Here is a 17,373-nt window from a genome sequence, read left to right as displayed (position 1 = left end):
AAAGAGGTTTTCGTGTCAGATAATTCAACGTCAGTACAACATATGTCAGTGTCAGAGTTACATGATTTATTAGCGACTGGCAGCCATAAGGTTGTCGATATTCGTGATGCGGCCTCTTTTGCAAATGGCCATATTAAACAAGCTAGTCATTTAACTAATGACAATATTGTTGATTTTGTTAGAGAAGCAGATTTAGATCAGCCTGTAGTTGTCTGCTGTTACCACGGCATTTCAAGTATTCAAGCGGCTCAATATTTATTAAGCCAAGATTTTACCGAAGTGTATTCTCTTGATGGCGGCTTTACGCAGTGGCAAACTCAATATCCAGAAAATATTGAACGCTAATGACTGACGATTTGGCGAGCACTAGAGAGAAAAATAATCACCTATTGCAAGCTTTAGTGCAGCTGCAAGATCATAATCTCGCTTTATTATTTGCTAATTACCTCACAACATTAAATATTGAAGCAGACGTTGTTACCCAGCAACAAGACTATATTATTTTTTGTGAACAGGCTCATTTAGCGCAAGCTAAAACTGAATTTGAGGCATTTATAAAGCAACCTTATCACAGTAAATACCAGCAAGCTGCCTGGCAACATGGCGAAACAGTTGAGGTTTCTCGTGATGATCTAACCTTACTTAAAGCTTTCAAAGAAAACTTTCTTGCGCATGCGGGCATAGTGACACTTATCGTTTTTTCTCTATGTTGGTTAGTGTTTGTTGGCAGTTTATTAGGTTGGGGGGTTAATTTATTTTCATCATTACAGTTTTATAACCACCTTTCAATCGATGCCTTTGTACAAGAGCCATTACGAATACTTGGCCCTGCTTTTTTTCATTTCTCATGGTTACATATCGTATTTAATACCATGTGGTGGTGGCAATTAGGCGGCAGCATTGAGAAAACCTTAGGAAAAGGGGTTTTAATAAATTTATTCCTTATCAGCGCTATTGCATCGAACCTTGGTCAATTCTTGGTTTCAGGGCCAAATTTTGGTGGCCTTTCTGGCGTTGTTTATGGCTTAGTCGGGTTTGTTTGGTGGGTTGGTTATTTAGCACCAGAACGTGGTTTAAACATCTCTAAACCGATTATCGGCTTTATGATCTTTTGGTTATTACTAGGTTTTGCCGAATTACTCCCTGTAAATATGGCAAATACTGCGCATTTATTAGGTTTACTTTCAGGTTGTCTATTTGCTGTTATACAAGTAAAAACGTCTAAAATGTAGATGATATACAATTTGTTACATTCAAGCTTTTATATTACCCCCTTCTTATGATTCAATAGAGCAATCAAAAAAGTCACAAAAAAGGGAAAGTTAAGTGATAAGGATAAAAAATATCACCCGAACTTATGGTACGGGTGACATTACTGTTAATGCCCTCGCTAATGTTTCGTTAGAAATCAAAGAAAATGAATTCGTCGCTATCATGGGCACCTCAGGCTCTGGCAAGTCAACATTAATGAATATTTTGGGCTGTTTAGATACGCCAACCACGGGGGAGTATTTGCTCTCTGGCGCCTCTGTTAAAGATATTGATGATGAAAGCTTATCTAAAATTCGCAATGAAAAGATAGGCTTTATTTTTCAAACCTTTCATTTATTACCTCGATTAACCGCTGTGCAAAATGTTGCCTTACCGCTACGTTATAGCGATGTTGAAGCAGAAGAAGCGCAAGAACGTGGGAAAGCAATGCTGGCTAAGGTTGGCTTAGCTGAGCGGGGGCACCACAAACCTTTTGAAATGTCGGGTGGTCAGCGACAACGAGTTGCTATTGCAAGAGCTTTAGTGAATAACCCCCAAGTTATCTTTGCTGATGAGCCAACAGGCAACCTTGATAGTAAAACATCTTATGAAATTATGGATTTATTGTGTGAGTTACATCAGCAAGGGCAAACTATCGTGATGGTGACTCATGAAGAAGATATTGCTGCTTATGCTGATCGAGTTATTCGTATGAAAGATGGCAAGATCATCGAGGAGAAATTATGCGTAGTAGCCTAAGTCTATTGTTAATACTATTAGTCGCCTCGGTACACGCAAAAACCTCACATTTCACATTGTCTGGTCAAATAAAAGCTAGTGAAAACCAAGCGTTTTACGCCCCTAAAACCGATACTTGGCGTGTGCAAGTGCAATGGATGTTACCTGAAGGTGATGTTGCTAAGGTAGGTGATTTAGTCGTGGTTTTTGATAGTGGTTCAATGCAAAGCCAAATTGAGCAAGAAGAAGTTAGCTTAATTGCTGCTAAAGAGGAGTTGCACCGCTTAGTAAGTAGTAATGGTCAGCAAGTATTAGAAGCTATTTATGAACAGAAAAAAACGACTTTATTATTAGAGAAAGCGCGCATTGATGCCAGTATTGCTGTAGAGCATTTAAGCAAATATGACTTTGAAAAAAATCAGCTTGAATTTGAAAAGGCAGTGGTTACAAATAGCAAAGCGATTGAAAACTTAAAGCAAGTGAAAATCACTGCTGAGGTCGCGAAAAAGAAACAAGAATTAAAAATTGAACAGCATCAAAGCAAGTTGCTGTATAACCGAAATAAATTAGAAAAAATGAGCTTGCGAGCTCAGCGTTCAGGCCCTGTACTTTATGGCAACCACCCTTGGAATGGTGAAAAAGTTTTTGTTGGTATGACTGCGCAGCCGTCATGGAAAATTGCCGAAATTCCGTCAATGAATGGTTTATTTATTGAAGCATGGGTGCATGAAGTTGATTACAAAAACCTTCAATTAAACAGTACGGCAACTCTTACCTTTGATGCTTTTCCTAGTGCAGAGCAAACAGCTCAACTAGTAGAGATATCGACTCAGCCTGAAGAGAAAAAAGAATGGGGAAAAGGTGTTTATTATCGCACCCTATTTAATTTTGAACCGAATAATACCATGACACTATTACCAGGGATGAGTGCGCAATTAGAATTTGCAGGAGCAGCCGATGAATAAATTAACTGTAATGTGCGCAGCACTGTTATTACAAGCTTGCCAAAGCGAGCCATTAGAAGTTATTTCGAATGAAAGTAATGAAGTGGTGGTTACGGCAAGTGGTGAGTTAGAGTCAGAAAAAACAGCCATGATAGCGCCACCTTCTATTTCACGTATGTGGCAATATCAAATTAAATTTTTGGTGCCTGAAAACAGTGAAGTGAAACAGGGCGATTTACTGGCTGCTTTTGATGATAAAAAGGTGACAGACCGACTAATAGATAAACAAGCTGAATTAGATCGAGCACAAAAAGAACTAGACAACAAAAAGATAAAAGAAGTAGAAACCGAGCAAGAACTTATTTTGTTGGTTGCTGAAAAAGAAATGGAATTTGAAAAAGCAAAACGCAAAGCAGAAATCGTTGATAATAGCCGTTCTGACAATGACAGAAGAAAGGCAGAAATTGATTTTACTATTGCTGAAAATGATTTGTTTTTAGCCAAAGAAAAATTGAAATATCAGCGCAGCAATAAAGCGTTAAACCTAAAATTAGCGCAAGGTAAGGTTGAACGATTAACCTCAGAAGTAAATAACTTTAATCGAGATATTGAGCGCTTGAAAGTCAAGGCGACCATGGACGGTATGGTGATTTATAAAGCAGATTGGCAAGGTGAGAAACCTGCCGTTGGTGAAAGTGTTCAGTTTGGTCAGCCTATTATAGAATTGGCTGTTCGCGAAAAAATGCAGGTAAAAGCACAAATAGAAGAGCCTGATAGCGGAAAAGTTAAAGTGGGTCAAAAAGTTAAAATTATCTTAGATGGTACGCAAGAGTTGGTCACTCAAGGGAAAGTCGCTAGCCTTGGTCGTGTTTTTAGAGATAAATCATTTCAAGACAAGCGCAGAGTACTCGATGTTATTATTGCCTTCGATGAAATTGATGTTGACGTGATGAGACCGGGAATGACAGCACGTGTTGAAGTCATTGTAGAAGCAGATAACGATGCGATAGCACTTTCACGCCAAAATGTTACGCTTCCAATAACAGGTAATTCAATGTTGATTGCGGGCGTAGCGAATAACCTTTCATTAACTGAAGGGGTAGCAAAATGAAAAAGCTAATTGTTGTCGGTTTAGCGCTGTTAACTATTGCCTGCGAAGAGCAAAAACCTCCTATGCTGTATCAAGTGCAAGAGCAAGCATTTGCAATAAAAATACCTGCAAGAGGGGAGTTATTTGCCGCACAGGCCACGGTGATAAGTTCTCCTGTTTCTCGTGGAGGCGTGCAAAACATTGCCTGGTTAGCACCAGAATATTCTACGGTTAAAAAAGGTGATGTCATTGCTCGCTTTGATGGCGAAGCTATGGAAGTTGAAAGTGAGCGAAATCAAAATGAAGCGGCTATTATTGCGCAAGACATTTTGGAAAAATCAGGATCACTAAATAAAGATTTATACGCTATCAATAAAGATATTACCGTTGTTGGTCAGGAAAAAGCTTTTGCCGATCAGTTTTCAATTGATGATGTTCGTATTCGCTCTAAGCTTGAGATTATTGATTCTTTGCAAAACACCGCGTATTTAGGTGTTAAACAAGACTATCTACACTGGAAGAGTGATAGCTTTAATGAAAGCTCTATGGGTGATATGAGCCTATTAGAAATGAAGCAAAAACAAAAACAAAGTAAGTTAGCACAACTGTCTGAAAGTTTAGAGCAGCTTGAAATTAAAGCGCCTCACGATGGTTTACTTGCTTACAAAGCGAATTGGCGTGGAGAGAAGCCACGCGCAGGTCAAAGTGTTTGGCCGGGACAAAAAATAGCGGAACTACCTGATATTAATGAAATGAAAGCCAAACTTTTTGTGATTGAAAGTGAAGCGATTGGCTTAGTTAAAGATAAAGAAGTTAACCTACATTTATTTGCCCATGTAGATAAACCTTTTACTGGGCGTATAAGCTCTGTCGCGCCGTTTCCAAAGTCGATTAAACGTGGCGATCCACAAAAGTACTTTGAAGTGGAGGTGAGTCTCAATGAGCAAAATACAACACTCTTTGTACCGGGACGTAAGTTGCAAGCACAAATCATTGTTGATAAAGCCCAGCTTAAGTTAGTTGTACCACTGCAATCAGTGTTTACTAAAGATAACCGTACTTTTGTCTTTGTATACGATAGCGGTAAGTTCACCCAAGCAGAAGTGGAATTAGGAAAAGCCAATTTGAGTCATGTTGAAGTGGTTTCAGGGATCAGTGCAGGGCAGCACATTTCGTTAATCGATCAGGAGCACAGTTAAGTGGATAAAATTGAAATATTTAAAGATACCTTCGCTGAATTAGCTCAACATAAGCTGCGTACATTATTGACATTACTGGGTATGATTTTTGGTGTGGGTGCGGTAATTGCCATGTTAAATATTGGTGAAGGCGCTGAACGCGAAGCCCTTAAAATGATTGATACTATGGGCTTACACAACTTAATTGTTAATGGTAAGAAATTTGAAGAAAAAGAACTGAAAGAGCAACGAAAGCACTCTACAGGTTTAACCATTAGAGATGGTGAAGTTAGCGTAGAATCGCTACCTTTTGTTCAGTCGTTTAGTGCGCAAAAAATTGTCGATACTTACAGTATATTTAGCGCAAAAGGTAAAAGTGATGGCGAAGCTTTGGGGGTAAGTTCAAGCTTTTTTGAGTTATCGAAATTCACTTTAGATGATGGTCGATTTCTTGATGAGCAAGACAATGTTAATTTTTCGCAAGTGGTATTACTGGGTTCAAGTACGGCAAGGCAATTATTTCCACAAGGCGGTGCGTTAGGTCAAAATATCAAAATTAACCATATTTGGTTCAAAGTGGTAGGTGTTTTACAAGCGCCATTTCTTAAGAAAGAAGAGTTCCAAGGTATTAAGCTGGGTGGTGATCAGCATAAAGTGTTTATTCCGTTAAATACTGCGTTGCATAAGTTCCCAAGTAAAGACTTAGTGAGCGAAGTTGATAGCTTACGGTTAAAACTAGATGGCATTGTTGATCCTGTCGAGGCAGCAAAAGCCGTTAGCCATTTACTAGAACGTCGCCATAACGAAGTTGATGATTATGACATTGTAGTACCAGCCGCTTTACTGGCTCAACAAAAAAAAACGCAGCAAATTTTTAATATCGTTATGTCGTGTGTTGCAGGTATTTCTTTGCTTGTTGGTGGTATTGGTATTATGAATATTATGCTTGCCACAGTGTTAGAACGAACCAAAGAAATAGGTTTACTGCGAGCTATTGGCGCCACTCAAAAAGACATTCAGCAGCAATTTATTGCTGAGAGTTTTACTATATCAATATTGGGCGGTATTCTTGGTGTGTTTTTTGGCATATTACTGTCAGAATTGATTTCTATTTATTCACAATGGGCTGTTTCTTGGTCTTTAACCGCTATAGTACTTTCTTTCAGTATTTGTGCGTTAGTGGGGTTAGTCTTTGGGGTTTATCCTGCGATAAAAGCATCTAAACTTGATCCGATTGATGCGCTACAAAGTGATTAACTACTCTACACAATTGCGTTCAGTGAACATACATATTGTAACGGATTCAGTGATAACAATTACAACATGATTGGCTTATAAGTTGTACGATAACACTACAAACTAGATGTTGGGTTTAAAGACATAGGCTGGTTTTATTAAGGAGAATAGTATGTTTGCTAAGTCAGTGTTAATTAATAAACTACAAATAAAAGATATATTACTGGGGTTAATATCATTGGCATTATTTGCGGTGTTATTGCCTATAATGTTGTTGTTTTTTGTTAGCTTTACAATGCTTGCAATGATTACCATAAAAGTGAAAAACGCTATGGTTAACAAACCCCATGAAGGTGTTGTCTATCAGGCCGTTAAAGGTAAAGACTATACAAAAGTAAGTTAGTTAATACTTACTCTTAATATATTTATAATGGGCTCTCTGTTGCTTGATATCATCAGAGGGCTTTTTTATCCCTTTATTATCCCTCAGCTGAATTATTAAACAAAGATAAATAGAGTTTAGTTATCTAACCACTGGGTGAAGAGTAATTTCTTAATCAAGGGTTGGCCGGTTTCTTTTTTGAGAATCTCTTTAACTTGTTCTTCACATTTTAGTTGAATTTCTGCTCGGCCTTTCATAGATTTAATACTGGCTTCGTCTTGTTGACCAATAATAGCAATAATAGCATCACGTAATAATGGGGCGTGGTGTTCAACAATCGCTAAGTTATTCCCTTTTTCTACCATTAATTCAACCGTTAAACGCACATAGCCCATCTTCTTTTGGGTCGCGACATAATTGGTGACAATATCGGGTTCAAAGCCATAATAACCATAATCACTGGCTTGTGTTGTGGCGGTAGGTAATGTCATAAGGCTTAGCGCTAGTATTAAATATTTAAACATAAAATAACGTTCTAAAGGCAAAGTTAATAATAGAGTTAATAGTTATCATAACCTTATTTTCGATAATTGGTTGGAAATTTTTAATATAACCTTAAGTTTTTTTATAAGCTTTGTTTATCGACTATGAGATTGATTATTAAGCATGATATTATATTAGCGATTTTAGTTATTTAATTATCTTATGAACCCGCAAAACAAATTTTTTCCTGTTACGTTATCTAGCCAATGGTTTTCTCCACAAGATGCCAGTAATAACGCATCATCAAAGGCTTTATCTTCATCAATTATCGACTGGTTGCTTGATACGGGGTCATTAACAGCACGCTTAAAAATGCATTGCCAAAATTTCAGAGTCGAATTGCTAGGACAACAAGTGCAGCCATGCCCAGAATCTGAAGCGAATGATTTGATTATGCCAGGTGAAGACGTGTTAGTACGAGAAGTGATCCTCTATTGTGATGAAGTACCACAAGTTTTTGCACGAAGCTTTTTGCCTTTGTCGAGTTTAACCGGCGCTGAACAACAGTTGGCTAATTTAGGTACTCAATCTTTAGGGCAAGTATTATTTAATAACCCGTCCTTAGAGCGTCGCCAAATTGAAATAGCTCACTTTGATGCAAACTCATCCGTTGCAACGTTAAGCAAAGCTTTAAACTTACCTTTCAATGAATCAATATGGGGTAGACGTTCCACCTTTATTTTAGAAAATAAACCCTTAATGGTGGCAGAAGTTTTTTTACCGAATGCTTTTGCTTATTGTTCAGAAAATATAGAGACAAAACATGTTCAGTAAGCTACAACAAAAATGGCAGGCGGTTAAGCTGATAACCCGAATGGACAAGCCTATCGGTACCTATCTACTATTGTGGCCCACTTACTGGGCATTATGGATTGCCAGTGACGGTTGGCCAACCATGCATTTATTAGTGGTGTTTAGTTTAGGTGTTTTCATTATGCGCAGTGCTGGTTGTGTCATTAATGATTTTGCCGACAGACATATAGATGGTGATGTTGAAAGAACAAAAAACAGGCCTTTAGTTTCAGGCATGATGAGCTCAACAGAAGCCATTAACCTATTTGGTTTACTCATTGGTATGGCGCTTGGCTTAGTAATGACCTTAAGTTGGCCGACAATTTATTTGTCAGTTGTCGCCTTGTTATTAGCAGCATCTTACCCATTTATGAAGCGATATACTCAGTTACCTCAAGTAGTACTGGGTGCTGCTTTTAGTTGGGGTATGGTGATGGCTTTTTCTGAAGCGCAAGGAGAAATCCCTGTTATTGCTTGGTTATTATTTATTGCCAACTTATGCTGGACGATTGCTTACGATACGATTTACGCTATGGTTGATAGAGAAGATGATTTAAAGATTGGCGTTAAATCAACGGCAATATTATTTGGTGAAAATGACAAGCGAATTATTGGTTTCTTACAGTTAATCACTTTAGGCTTATTATGGACTGTTGGCGATATGTTAGCGTTTGGTTGGCCTTATCAGCTAAGTTTAGTCATTGCGGCGGCGTTGTTTAGTTATCAACAAATATTAATTGTTAATCGAAATAGGGAAGCTTGTTTTGAGGCTTTTCTGCACAATCATTGGGTTGGTATGGTGGTATTTTGCGGTATTTTTGTTGAGTACTTCTAACAAATAACCCAAGTACTTTCTGTGTTAATAGGTATACGACTTTAGTCTATTTTTTAAACAAAGCTTATATTGATATTACATCTTTTTTTACTAAAATTTTTGTGTTTTTTAATCCTCTTATCTAGTTTAACGCCTCACTCTACCTAGTAAGTACACCTTTTATTATTGAGAACTACGCCGCCATTAGAAAAATATTTTCTGATAGCCTAGCTTTTTTTGTTCTGCTTATTGCTCTTGTTAATTTTTTGGCGCTACTTTAAGGTATTGCCAGACAAGAAAAATAACGATAAAACAACGTGAACAACAAAAGGGAAGATGGAATGAAGAAATCAATCTTATTAAAAGCGGCCATTGTGCTGTCGCTTGGTATTTCTGCTTTAGGGTTTGTTGGCTTAGCAAATGCTGATAGCAGTAAAAAAGTACGCTGGAAGTTAGCTGAAACCTGGGGCCCTAATTTTCCTATTTTTGGTGAAGCGACCAAAAATATGGCGAACATGGTTAAGGAAATGTCAAACGGGCGCTTTATAATTCGTATAGATTCTTCAAATAAGCATAAATCACCGTTGGGCATTTTTGATTTTGTCAAAACGGGCCAATATCAAATGGGTCATTCTGGTTCTTATTACTGGAAAGGCAAAAACTTCAATACCTTATTTTTCACCACAACACCTTTTGGCATGACTGCACCTGAGCAATATGCTTGGTTCTATTATGGTGGTGGCATGGAGTTAATGAAAAAGGTTTATGATCAGTACGGCATTTTATCTTTCCCTGGTGGAAACACCGGCAACCAAATGGGTGGTTGGTTTAAAAAAGAAATTAACAGTGTTGAAGACTTTAAAGGGTTAAAAATGCGTATTCCTGGTTTTGCTGGTGAAGTATTAGCGCGTTTGGGTGCTAAGCCAACGAATATTCCTTCAGGTGAGTTATATACGGCACTAGAAAGAAACACCATTGACGCTTTAGAGTGGGTTGGCCCATCTCTTGATTTACGTATGGGCTTTCATAAAATAGCGCCATATTACTATACAGGGTGGCATGAGCCTGCAGCTGAATTACAGTTTATGGTGAACGAAAAAGCTTATAACGCATTACCTAAAGATTTACAGAAGATTCTTACGGTTGCCATGAAAACCGCTGCTTATGATATGTATGCACAGTCATATCATGAAAGTGCTATGAATTTAGCAACGTTGGAGCAAGATTACCCGAATGTTAAAATGCGCTCATTTCCTAAATCAGTGATGAATGTTATTTGGAAAACCAATCAAGATTTATTAAAAGAGTTTGCTGCTAAAGATGAGATGACTGCGGAAATTTTAAAGTCATTAAGTGATTATCAGAAAAAGGCGCGTGCTTGGACAAACTTATCAGATCGCGCATACTTAGATAGCTTTGATGGTGAAGGAAAGCTTTCAACTAAGTAAGTAGTACTTTATTATTGAGAAAGCATTTAGCCTATTAGGCTAAGTGCTTTTTTATTTTTATAAACTAGAGATGTACCTATACATGGATGCCACCATTAAACTAATCGGTAAAACTATTGATGCCATTGGCACGTTATGCAGTATTTTACTGCTATTGATGATTGTGAATGTATTTTACGATGTCATCATGCGCTACTTTTTTAATGATGTGAGTATTGCCATGCAAGAGCTTGAGTGGCACTTATTTGCAGGTATGTTTATGTTTGGTATTGCTTATACGTTAAAGGAAGATGCCCACGTTAGGGTTGATATATTTTACGATGCAATGTCTAAACGAAAACAAGCCATTATTAATATTTTTGGTTCATTAGTATTCGCATTGCCAATTACCTTACTTATTTTTTATTACAGTTGGGATTATACCTTAGAAGCCTACAATATGGGTGAGGGTAGTGCAGACCCAGGTGGTTTACCGCACCGTTGGGTTGTACGTAGTGTTATTCCTGCCTCGTCAGCATTTTTGGTGCTGTCTATTGCTTATGTCGTGTTAACGCAAATAAAAACCTTACAGTTGGGTTATAAGGCAAAGACTGAAGAGCAGGGAGGCTAATCATGACTGGAATTGTACTGTTTGCGATTGCATTAGTTTGCCTATTTTTAGGGTATTCCGTTGCTTTCACCTTTGCAGGTGTATCACTGCTTGTGGGAATTTATGTTTTAGGTGTTGATTTATTTGCTTTTATGCCATATCGCATAATGAGCATCATGGAAAATACTATATTAATGGCAGTGCCAATGTTCATTTTTATGGGGATTGTTTTGCAAAAAACAGGCTTGGCTGAGCGGTTACTAGAATCTGCCGCTAAGTTATTTGGCAGTATTGCAGGCGGGGTCGCTATTTCCACTATCGTGGTTGGCGCTTTATTGGCAGCATCAACTGGGGTTGTTGGCGCAAGCGTTGTTGCGATGGGGGTTATCTCGCTGCCAGTAATGCTTAAGAATAATTACCACCAACCAACGGCAACAGGTGTTATCTGTGCGTCGGGTACTTTAGGGCAGATAATTCCACCTTCTATTATTTTAATCATTCTTGGTGATGTTATGGGGGTGCCAGTTGGCGATTTATTTCGTGCTGCGGTTATTCCAGGGGCATTACTTATTGTGGTATACAGTCTTTATATTCTCCTGTTGGGTAAATTTAAGCCTGAATATTGTCCTCCCATTCAGGTCAACGAAAAGAAAAGTGAACTGATTGTTCAAGCACTGAAAGATATTGTACCGCCGTTAATTTTGATTCTAACGGTGTTAGGTTCTATTTTTTCTGGTATTGCGACACCAACAGAATCTTCAGCTATTGGCGCAGTAGGCGCGGTCATATTATCTATTTTTTATGGTACTTTTTCTTTTGGAAAAATAAATGAAATTTCAAAAGAAACGGTAAAAGTAACATCAATGGTGTTTGCCGTACTTATTGGTGCTACAGCATTTTCAATGGTTTTTAGTTACTCAGGTAGTGAATATATTATTGAAGATTTCTTTATGGAGCTACCCGGTGGAAAATGGACGTTTATTGCTTTAGCGATGCTCGCAATTTTAATTTTAGGCTTTTTTATCGACTTTATTGAAATAGCGTTTTTAGTGGTGCCAATTTTAATGCCAGTAGCTATTGCGTTAGACATAAATTTAGTCTGGTTTGCTATTCTTATTTCAATGAACTTACAAACCTCCTTTTTAACGCCGCCTTTCGGCTTTAGCTTGTTCTACTTGAAAGGCGTTGCCCCTAAGTATTTAAAGACTAGTACAATTTACAAAGGGGTTATTCCGTTTATTATCATGCAAATACTGGTGCTGTTATTAGTGATTTTCTTCCCTGAACAGTTGATATTGAATTAGGTAAGATTAATATACGGTGATGATAGTTTTGTTAGATCAGATTTTTAGCAAAACTATCAATATCGGTGTGATTTACATTAAAGTTAGTACAATGGTTGATAGGGCATCATTCATTGAACTGAATTCGAGTTATTGAGTTGTACGATTATTATAAACGGCGTTAGCCCATTCTAAAGCATCAATTTCCTGATGAAACACTTTGAAATCAATTTCAGAATCTGCAAAGCATTGTGCGTATAATTTGGGCATGTTGATGGCTCCTTCAATGTTGTTTGGAATAATAAAAGCATTCGCTAAAGGAGCAATATTGTTTTTTGATATATGCTTGATATAACTAGATAGCGCAGCAAGAAAGGCAGGCTCAGCTGCACAGCTGTTTCTAAATAAGACGACTTCAACCCACTGCCTATCCGCGGTATGAAAATCAGCAAGGGCGATACTTTCCATTTCTGATATTGCAGCCATAAGCTCTTGATTAAAAGGTCCCTCAGCACGATAAAATACAATATGTTGATCAATTAAAGTGATTTCTATACGCCCGTATGGCATAAATTTTTTAGGATTTACTCTATCGCTGCTATAGGCTAACTTTTGTTCTTCATTAATCAAACATGTTTGGTTCTTTCCATTACTTTTGGCTTGATACATGGCTGTATCGGCACGCTTTATTACGTTACTCAGTGGTTCGCTAGGTTTACCAATAGAGACACCAATACTCACGGTAACAGGGTAAACGTTATTACCAGCAATATTCTCATGTATTCTAGCGGTAACTTCCTCAGTAATAGCGACATTAACATTCGCTAGAATAGCAATAAACTCTTCACCGCCATATCGTGCGAGAATGTCGCCTTGCCTCATGGATAGCTGTAATTTTTCAGCTAACATGCAAAGAACTTCATCCCCTTTTTGATGACCGTAATTGTCGTTTATTTCTTTGAAATTATCTCCGTCGATAAAAATAATGGCATAGTTCGCGTGTGCGTAGCGTTGTAATAAATCATTCGCTGATTTATCAAATTCACTCCGGTTAAAAATACCTGTTAAAGAATCGAGCTTTGCGCGTTTAGTGAGTGTTTCCATTTCTTTTTGGTTGATATAGCGTTCCAACTCAATAGAAGTACGAGAAGCGATAAACTCAATAAAAGCATGAAAATACGATTCATTAATGATTGGGTTAGCATCTAATAAAGCAATCAGACCATATAGCTGCCCGTTAACAATGGTGGGGGCTCCTATATAACTCTCAACTTTCATGTTGATTAACATTGGGTCGTCAGGAAAAAGTTCAGCTACGTTGTTCTTATAAATGCAAACACGTTGGCCTGAAAATACATTTTCACAAGGCGTATGCGCTAGGTTGTATGTGAAATTATCAACTAATTCGCCATGAATTAAGGCAACTAATGTTCTAACTTTTTCATTTTCTTTACCAACAGCATGCCCCATAATGACATACTCAAACTGACAAATATCCCAAATATTACGGGCGATTTTTAGTAAATAACCTTTCCCGTGTAGCTCTTTAGGCACATCTAAAATTGCATTGAGCATTTTCATTGTGTCAGAGCTGGAATAATCTTGCTTCATTTCCTTACCTTGATAAGCGTTAATACATATAAAGCGTAGTCTATAGCGCGGGTTTTATCCTTGTTAATGCATTAAAAGTGAGCAATAAAAAATAAGAAGAACAGGATAAAAGAAACTCTGTAGAAAGAAGCTTAACGTTTGAATACAGGCATTGGTTTTAGAAAGCTTTGTGTGCTTGCAACATACCAAACGGTTGGTTATTATTTATATGACAGTTGTTGTAACGAGTTCATATCATGAGTGACGCAGAGAAAACCCGCCAAAATATTTTAGATGTAGCTGCTGATGAAATACACCAGCATGGTTATAAAGCCACCAGTTTGTCAGTTATTCTTGAACGTTGCGCTATTTCAAAAGGTGCCTTGTATTATCACTTCTCTAGCAAAATTGAACTGGGTTATGCCGTATTTGAAGAAATTTATGTTCCTACTTTTTTAAATACGTGGCAGCCTGCTTTAGCGCAAAAAGATCCAATCGAGGGCTTGTGTGAATTCTTCACTGCAATGTGTAATAACATGAATTGTAGTGAGGTAGTATGTGGTTGCCCATTAAATAATTTATGCGAAGAAATGGCCAATGTTGATGAAGGCTTTCGCCTGAGAATTCTGGCTATGCAAGAAAAACTTAATCAACTTATTGTTGATAGCTTAAGTAAAATTGAAGCATCACTTCGCCCTGAGCTTGAGTTAGATCAGGTAGCATATTTTATTGTTTCAGCTTTTCATGGCTCAACGAGTTTAAGTAAAAGCTCAAGAAATAAAGAACTTTTTCAAAAAGTTACCTCTGAACTGTGTCGATATATTCGCTCACTAAAAAAATAGATTTCAGCTTATCCCCTCCTTTTTAAAAACTAAGCACTATAATTTAGCTATGAGTCAGATACTTTCAGTATAAATTTTTCTTAAGTGTTTTTATAAAAATATTCACAAACCGTTCGGTCGGTGGTAATATTCGCCTCACTAATAAACCGACCGATCGGTTTGTTGGCTTGATTGATGTTAATACTACTTAGGAGCATAAAATATGCGTACATTGCTTAACTTATTATCTGTTATGCTGGTTTCACTTTCTCTTTTGTCTTTTCAGATACAGGCTAGCAATAGTACCCAGCATGAAAGCTCGCCTTATTTAGTATTAAAAGAGGTGGGCAATAATTTATTTAACCGTATTGCAGCTAACCAAAAAGAAATTAAGAAATTTCCGCTCTTAATGCGCGATATTGTTGAAGAAGAGCTTATGCCCGCTATTGATTATCGCTATGCTTCATACAAAATATTGGGTAAACACCTTAAAAAAACAACCAAAGAGCAGCGTGCTGAATTTTCAGAAGCAATGCGCCGTTATTTAGTGAGAACATATGCTACCGCGTTAATGAAATATAACAATCAACAAGTGATTTTCGAAGCAGATAAGCCAACTAAAGGAAAAAAGATAGTTTCAGTTAAAACACAAATTGTTGATTTGAATGCGCCAACAATTGATGTGATTTTTAAAATGCGTCAGAACAAAAAAACAGGTCAATGGAAGGCGTTTGATATGGTCGTAGAAGGCATTTCATTATTAAGCAGTAAACAAGCTGAGTTAAGTCATAAAATTGCGAAGCAAGGCGTTGAGCAAGTAACGCTAGAGTTAGCTGTGTTAACAAAATAAGCTCTTGGTTTAGCACGTGTTTATCTTTGCTTAAGAATTCTGCTGAGGCTAAGTAATGAGCTTGAACTTATCGGATAACTGACTTGGTCTGTGAAATGTAAGAACAGACCGCCTCTGTGGGGTTTTATGGCAATCGGGACACTGCCTTGTGCTGTTTACGTCTAATTATGAGGTAAAAATTAGTTGGTTAACATAAGCGGAGAGGGCTTAAAATCAGCGGTTTTTATCCTCTTATTTGGCTTGCTATAACCGTATTATTTACCTGTATGTTTTTTAAGAGATTCGTTTAATGTTTTGAGTTTCTTTTCTTGTTCGCTTTTACATCTGTTTCGCTCATACTCATAAGGATGATTGCAATTTTCGTCTGCACCTAACCCGATGTATAAGCTATCTTCTTGTTCTTTGCACTTCATCTCCTGAGCTGGCTCCATATTTACACATAAAGATTTTTTCTTGGTAGCATCTGACTCTGCATAATCTTCAGTGCTATAAGTAGTGCAACCACTAGCTAAAACAATAAATAATAATGAGAATATTCGCTTAATTTTCAGATTCATGTGTAAACCTAACAGCTTATTTCGGAGACTTTTCAGTAATATCTCACAACTTCAAAGCATTAGAAACCATAAAAGTTAACTTTTAACAAAAATTAGGTTGTTACTGAGAAGGCTCAGTTGTAGCCCAAAGGTAAATTTTGATAAATATTATCGATGTAATATCCGCTTCTCGCATTTAACTGCTTGTTAGATTCGGTAAAAACAGCCCCTAGTTCACGGGGTTAATTTTTTTGTTGACCTTTTGCATATGTGCTCGAAAGCTTTTGTCAAAGTCACTTTCGCCACACGCAAAAGCTGATACCGAGGCTTCAATCGGGCTTCCTAACATTTGCTCTCTTTCAATCGTGCATAAACCATCGCCCACTTTAGTGATGGTTCCTCCACCAAAATTACTGGTGTTTTTTTCTTTTATTTGTTCTGGTGTAAGCTGAATTGTGGAATGAGGAACAGGAAAAGGGTTTGGTGTCATTCCTGATAGTGTTCGTGTGCCATTTTTATCATCTATCTCCTTTTGCATTATACTCTTGTTTATCGAGTCACGTAGCTTTGATAGTTGCCCGTAAGCAGAGAAAGTACGCTGTTTAGTGGGTGTGGGCGTCTTTTCTTTTGATGTTTGATTAGTAGAAGCATTTTCAATTTTGTTCACTGCTGTTTCAATGTGAGTTTCAGCTTCAGCAGCTACTGCTTTTTTTATAGTGGGTTTTGCCATTATAGGTTTTTGTGTCGGTTCGGCTTTTTCTAGATCTTTTGCTTGTGTTATCTCAGGTGCCTGAATGGTAGTTATAGTTTTAGGTTTTTTTACAACAGGTTTAGCATATAAATAACTTTTTATGGTTTTTACTTCAGGCAATGACTGCATAAATTTAGTTTTACTGATGGCGGAATCTTTTGCTGCAAACCATAAAGCAATAACCAAGAGTATATGTGCCAGTATTGAGGTAAAAAATACAATTATTTGCTTTTTAGTGGGGGTGCTAATAGCAGGAGGCGTGCCGCTGTTGATCTTCTCTTTGCCAATAATTAGTTTTGGTATGTCGCTAATGATAACGTCAGAAAAATTGTAGATAGTGGGTAGAGTCTGCTCTGTACCCGTAGTTATTGAAGCTGTGAAAGTATCAAAAGCGATGTTGCTTTGATGTTTGAGTGCCTTAATATCTAGCTGCAAATCCCCTAACGTTAGCGTATCACTATCGATGGGCAGTTCTGTATAAATTCCTTTTTGCACAATTGCCTTAACGATGCAGTAATCATTGTTTATTAATAGATG

19 protein-coding genes are annotated in these 17,373 nt (G+C 37.5%); 15 read left to right on the top strand and 4 right to left on the bottom strand.

Annotation, left to right across the window (positions count from 1 at the left end):
* The first annotated feature begins 12 nt into the window (after positions 1-12).
* The 8 genes from glpE to D1094_RS11555 all read left to right on the top strand — a co-directional run bounded on the left by glpE (position 13) and on the right by D1094_RS11555 (position 6,840).
* Positions 13-345: a thiosulfate sulfurtransferase GlpE gene (glpE, locus tag D1094_RS11590; protein WP_118960267.1), complete on the top strand. Its 333-nt coding sequence runs from the start codon at positions 13-15 to the stop codon at positions 343-345.
* Positions 345-1,232, top strand: a complete 888-nt coding sequence (gene glpG / locus D1094_RS11585) for a rhomboid family intramembrane serine protease GlpG (protein ID WP_118960266.1) — start codon at positions 345-347, stop codon at positions 1,230-1,232. The genes glpE and glpG overlap by 1 nt, the downstream gene beginning before the upstream one ends.
* Positions 1,233-1,326: 94 nt before the next feature.
* On the top strand, positions 1,327-2,010 hold the full coding sequence (locus D1094_RS11580; protein ID WP_118960265.1) for an ABC transporter ATP-binding protein: 684 nt from the start codon (positions 1,327-1,329) through the stop codon (positions 2,008-2,010).
* Positions 1,995-2,954, top strand: coding sequence for an HlyD family secretion protein (locus D1094_RS11575; RefSeq protein WP_118960264.1), 960 nt, complete (start codon positions 1,995-1,997; stop codon positions 2,952-2,954). Before D1094_RS11580 ends, D1094_RS11575 begins: the two co-directional genes overlap by 16 nt.
* A complete protein-coding gene (locus D1094_RS11570) occupies positions 2,947-4,044 on the top strand; it encodes an HlyD family secretion protein (RefSeq protein WP_118960263.1) in 1,098 nt (365 codons plus the stop codon). Before D1094_RS11575 ends, D1094_RS11570 begins: the two co-directional genes overlap by 8 nt.
* Complete coding sequence (locus D1094_RS11565; protein ID WP_118960262.1) at positions 4,041-5,222, top strand: efflux RND transporter periplasmic adaptor subunit; 1,182 nt, start codon at positions 4,041-4,043, stop codon at positions 5,220-5,222. Before D1094_RS11570 ends, D1094_RS11565 begins: the two co-directional genes overlap by 4 nt.
* Entirely contained in the window at positions 5,223-6,458 is a 1,236-nt protein-coding gene (locus D1094_RS11560) for an ABC transporter permease (RefSeq protein ID WP_118960261.1), read from the top strand.
* Positions 6,459-6,609: 151 nt separating this feature from the next.
* Positions 6,610-6,840: a hypothetical protein gene (locus D1094_RS11555; protein WP_118960260.1), complete on the top strand. Its 231-nt coding sequence runs from the start codon at positions 6,610-6,612 to the stop codon at positions 6,838-6,840.
* A gap of 116 nt (positions 6,841-6,956) precedes the next feature.
* Here D1094_RS11555 and D1094_RS11550 read toward each other — a convergent pair whose 3' ends face one another.
* Complete coding sequence (locus D1094_RS11550; RefSeq protein ID WP_118960416.1) at positions 6,957-7,343, bottom strand: flagellar basal body-associated protein FliL; 387 nt, start codon at positions 7,341-7,343, stop codon at positions 6,957-6,959.
* A gap of 181 nt (positions 7,344-7,524) precedes the next feature.
* Here D1094_RS11550 and D1094_RS11545 point away from each other — a divergent pair, with 181 nt between their 5' ends.
* From D1094_RS11545 to D1094_RS11525, 5 genes are all read left to right on the top strand, one after another.
* Positions 7,525-8,136 (top strand): chorismate lyase, encoded by a 612-nt coding sequence (locus D1094_RS11545; RefSeq protein WP_118960259.1) that lies wholly within the window; start codon positions 7,525-7,527, stop codon positions 8,134-8,136.
* Positions 8,126-8,989, top strand: a complete 864-nt coding sequence (gene ubiA / locus D1094_RS11540; protein ID WP_118960258.1) for a 4-hydroxybenzoate octaprenyltransferase — start codon at positions 8,126-8,128, stop codon at positions 8,987-8,989. Before D1094_RS11545 ends, ubiA begins: the two co-directional genes overlap by 11 nt.
* Positions 8,990-9,309: 320 nt before the next feature.
* Positions 9,310-10,416, top strand: a complete 1,107-nt coding sequence (locus D1094_RS11535; RefSeq protein WP_118960257.1) for a TRAP transporter substrate-binding protein — start codon at positions 9,310-9,312, stop codon at positions 10,414-10,416.
* 82 nt (positions 10,417-10,498) lie between these two features.
* On the top strand, positions 10,499-11,026 hold the full coding sequence (locus D1094_RS11530; protein ID WP_118960256.1) for a TRAP transporter small permease subunit: 528 nt from the start codon (positions 10,499-10,501) through the stop codon (positions 11,024-11,026).
* A gap of 2 nt (positions 11,027-11,028) precedes the next feature.
* Entirely contained in the window at positions 11,029-12,309 is a 1,281-nt protein-coding gene (locus D1094_RS11525) for a TRAP transporter large permease subunit (protein ID WP_118960255.1), read from the top strand.
* Between the two features lie 129 nt (positions 12,310-12,438).
* Here the strand turns inward: D1094_RS11525 and D1094_RS11520 are convergent, their stop codons facing one another.
* Positions 12,439-13,899, bottom strand: a complete 1,461-nt coding sequence (locus D1094_RS11520; protein WP_118960254.1) for a sensor domain-containing diguanylate cyclase — start codon at positions 13,897-13,899, stop codon at positions 12,439-12,441.
* 236 nt (positions 13,900-14,135) lie between these two features.
* Here D1094_RS11520 and D1094_RS11515 point away from each other — a divergent pair, with 236 nt between their 5' ends.
* Together D1094_RS11515 and D1094_RS11510 are read left to right on the top strand one after the other, a co-directional pair.
* Entirely contained in the window at positions 14,136-14,720 is a 585-nt protein-coding gene (locus D1094_RS11515; RefSeq protein WP_118960253.1) for a TetR/AcrR family transcriptional regulator, read from the top strand.
* A gap of 202 nt (positions 14,721-14,922) precedes the next feature.
* Complete coding sequence (locus tag D1094_RS11510) at positions 14,923-15,549, top strand: phospholipid-binding protein MlaC (protein ID WP_118960252.1); 627 nt, start codon at positions 14,923-14,925, stop codon at positions 15,547-15,549.
* 254 nt (positions 15,550-15,803) lie between these two features.
* On the opposite strand, the gene D1094_RS11505 is transcribed toward D1094_RS11510, so the two are convergent.
* Positions 15,804-16,106: a hypothetical protein gene (locus D1094_RS11505; RefSeq protein ID WP_118960251.1), complete on the bottom strand. Its 303-nt coding sequence runs from the start codon at positions 16,104-16,106 to the stop codon at positions 15,804-15,806.
* A gap of 208 nt (positions 16,107-16,314) precedes the next feature.
* Positions 16,315-17,331 (bottom strand): hypothetical protein, encoded by a 1,017-nt coding sequence (locus tag D1094_RS11500; RefSeq protein WP_118960250.1) that lies wholly within the window; start codon positions 17,329-17,331, stop codon positions 16,315-16,317.
* Between the last annotated feature and the right edge of the window lie 42 nt (positions 17,332-17,373).

Origin of the sequence: Colwellia sp. RSH04 (assembly GCF_003545765.1) — a bacterium.
GTDB lineage: Bacteria > Pseudomonadota > Gammaproteobacteria > Enterobacterales > Alteromonadaceae > Colwellia.
The sequence above is the reverse complement of the archived record's forward strand: the minus strand, read 5'-3'. Positions and strand labels throughout refer to the sequence as shown.

What these genes read in the sequence shown, in the direction of transcription:
- D1094_RS11570 (WP_118960263.1), top strand. Translation starts at nt 2,947, where the DNA reads ATGAATAAATTAACTGTAATGTGCGCAGCACTGTTATTACAAGCTTGC.
- D1094_RS11545 (WP_118960259.1), top strand. Translation starts at nt 7,525, where the DNA reads ATGAACCCGCAAAACAAATTTTTTCCTGTTACGTTATCTAGCCAATGG.
- D1094_RS11525 (WP_118960255.1), top strand. Translation starts at nt 11,029, where the DNA reads ATGACTGGAATTGTACTGTTTGCGATTGCATTAGTTTGCCTATTTTTA.
- ubiA (WP_118960258.1), top strand. Translation starts at nt 8,126, where the DNA reads ATGTTCAGTAAGCTACAACAAAAATGGCAGGCGGTTAAGCTGATAACC.
- D1094_RS11565 (WP_118960262.1), top strand. Translation starts at nt 4,041, where the DNA reads ATGAAAAAGCTAATTGTTGTCGGTTTAGCGCTGTTAACTATTGCCTGC.
- D1094_RS11535 (WP_118960257.1), top strand. Translation starts at nt 9,310, where the DNA reads ATGAAGAAATCAATCTTATTAAAAGCGGCCATTGTGCTGTCGCTTGGT.
- glpG (WP_118960266.1), top strand. Translation starts at nt 345, where the DNA reads ATGACTGACGATTTGGCGAGCACTAGAGAGAAAAATAATCACCTATTG.
- D1094_RS11530 (WP_118960256.1), top strand. Translation starts at nt 10,499, where the DNA reads ATGGATGCCACCATTAAACTAATCGGTAAAACTATTGATGCCATTGGC.
- D1094_RS11555 (WP_118960260.1), top strand. Translation starts at nt 6,610, where the DNA reads ATGTTTGCTAAGTCAGTGTTAATTAATAAACTACAAATAAAAGATATA.
- D1094_RS11510 (WP_118960252.1), top strand. Translation starts at nt 14,923, where the DNA reads ATGCGTACATTGCTTAACTTATTATCTGTTATGCTGGTTTCACTTTCT.
- D1094_RS11515 (WP_118960253.1), top strand. Translation starts at nt 14,136, where the DNA reads ATGAGTGACGCAGAGAAAACCCGCCAAAATATTTTAGATGTAGCTGCT.
- D1094_RS11575 (WP_118960264.1), top strand. Translation starts at nt 1,995, where the DNA reads ATGCGTAGTAGCCTAAGTCTATTGTTAATACTATTAGTCGCCTCGGTA.
- D1094_RS11505 (WP_118960251.1), bottom strand. Translation starts at nt 16,106, where the DNA reads ATGAATCTGAAAATTAAGCGAATATTCTCATTATTATTTATTGTTTTA.
- D1094_RS11550 (WP_118960416.1), bottom strand. Translation starts at nt 7,343, where the DNA reads ATGTTTAAATATTTAATACTAGCGCTAAGCCTTATGACATTACCTACC.
- D1094_RS11520 (WP_118960254.1), bottom strand. Translation starts at nt 13,899, where the DNA reads ATGAAGCAAGATTATTCCAGCTCTGACACAATGAAAATGCTCAATGCA.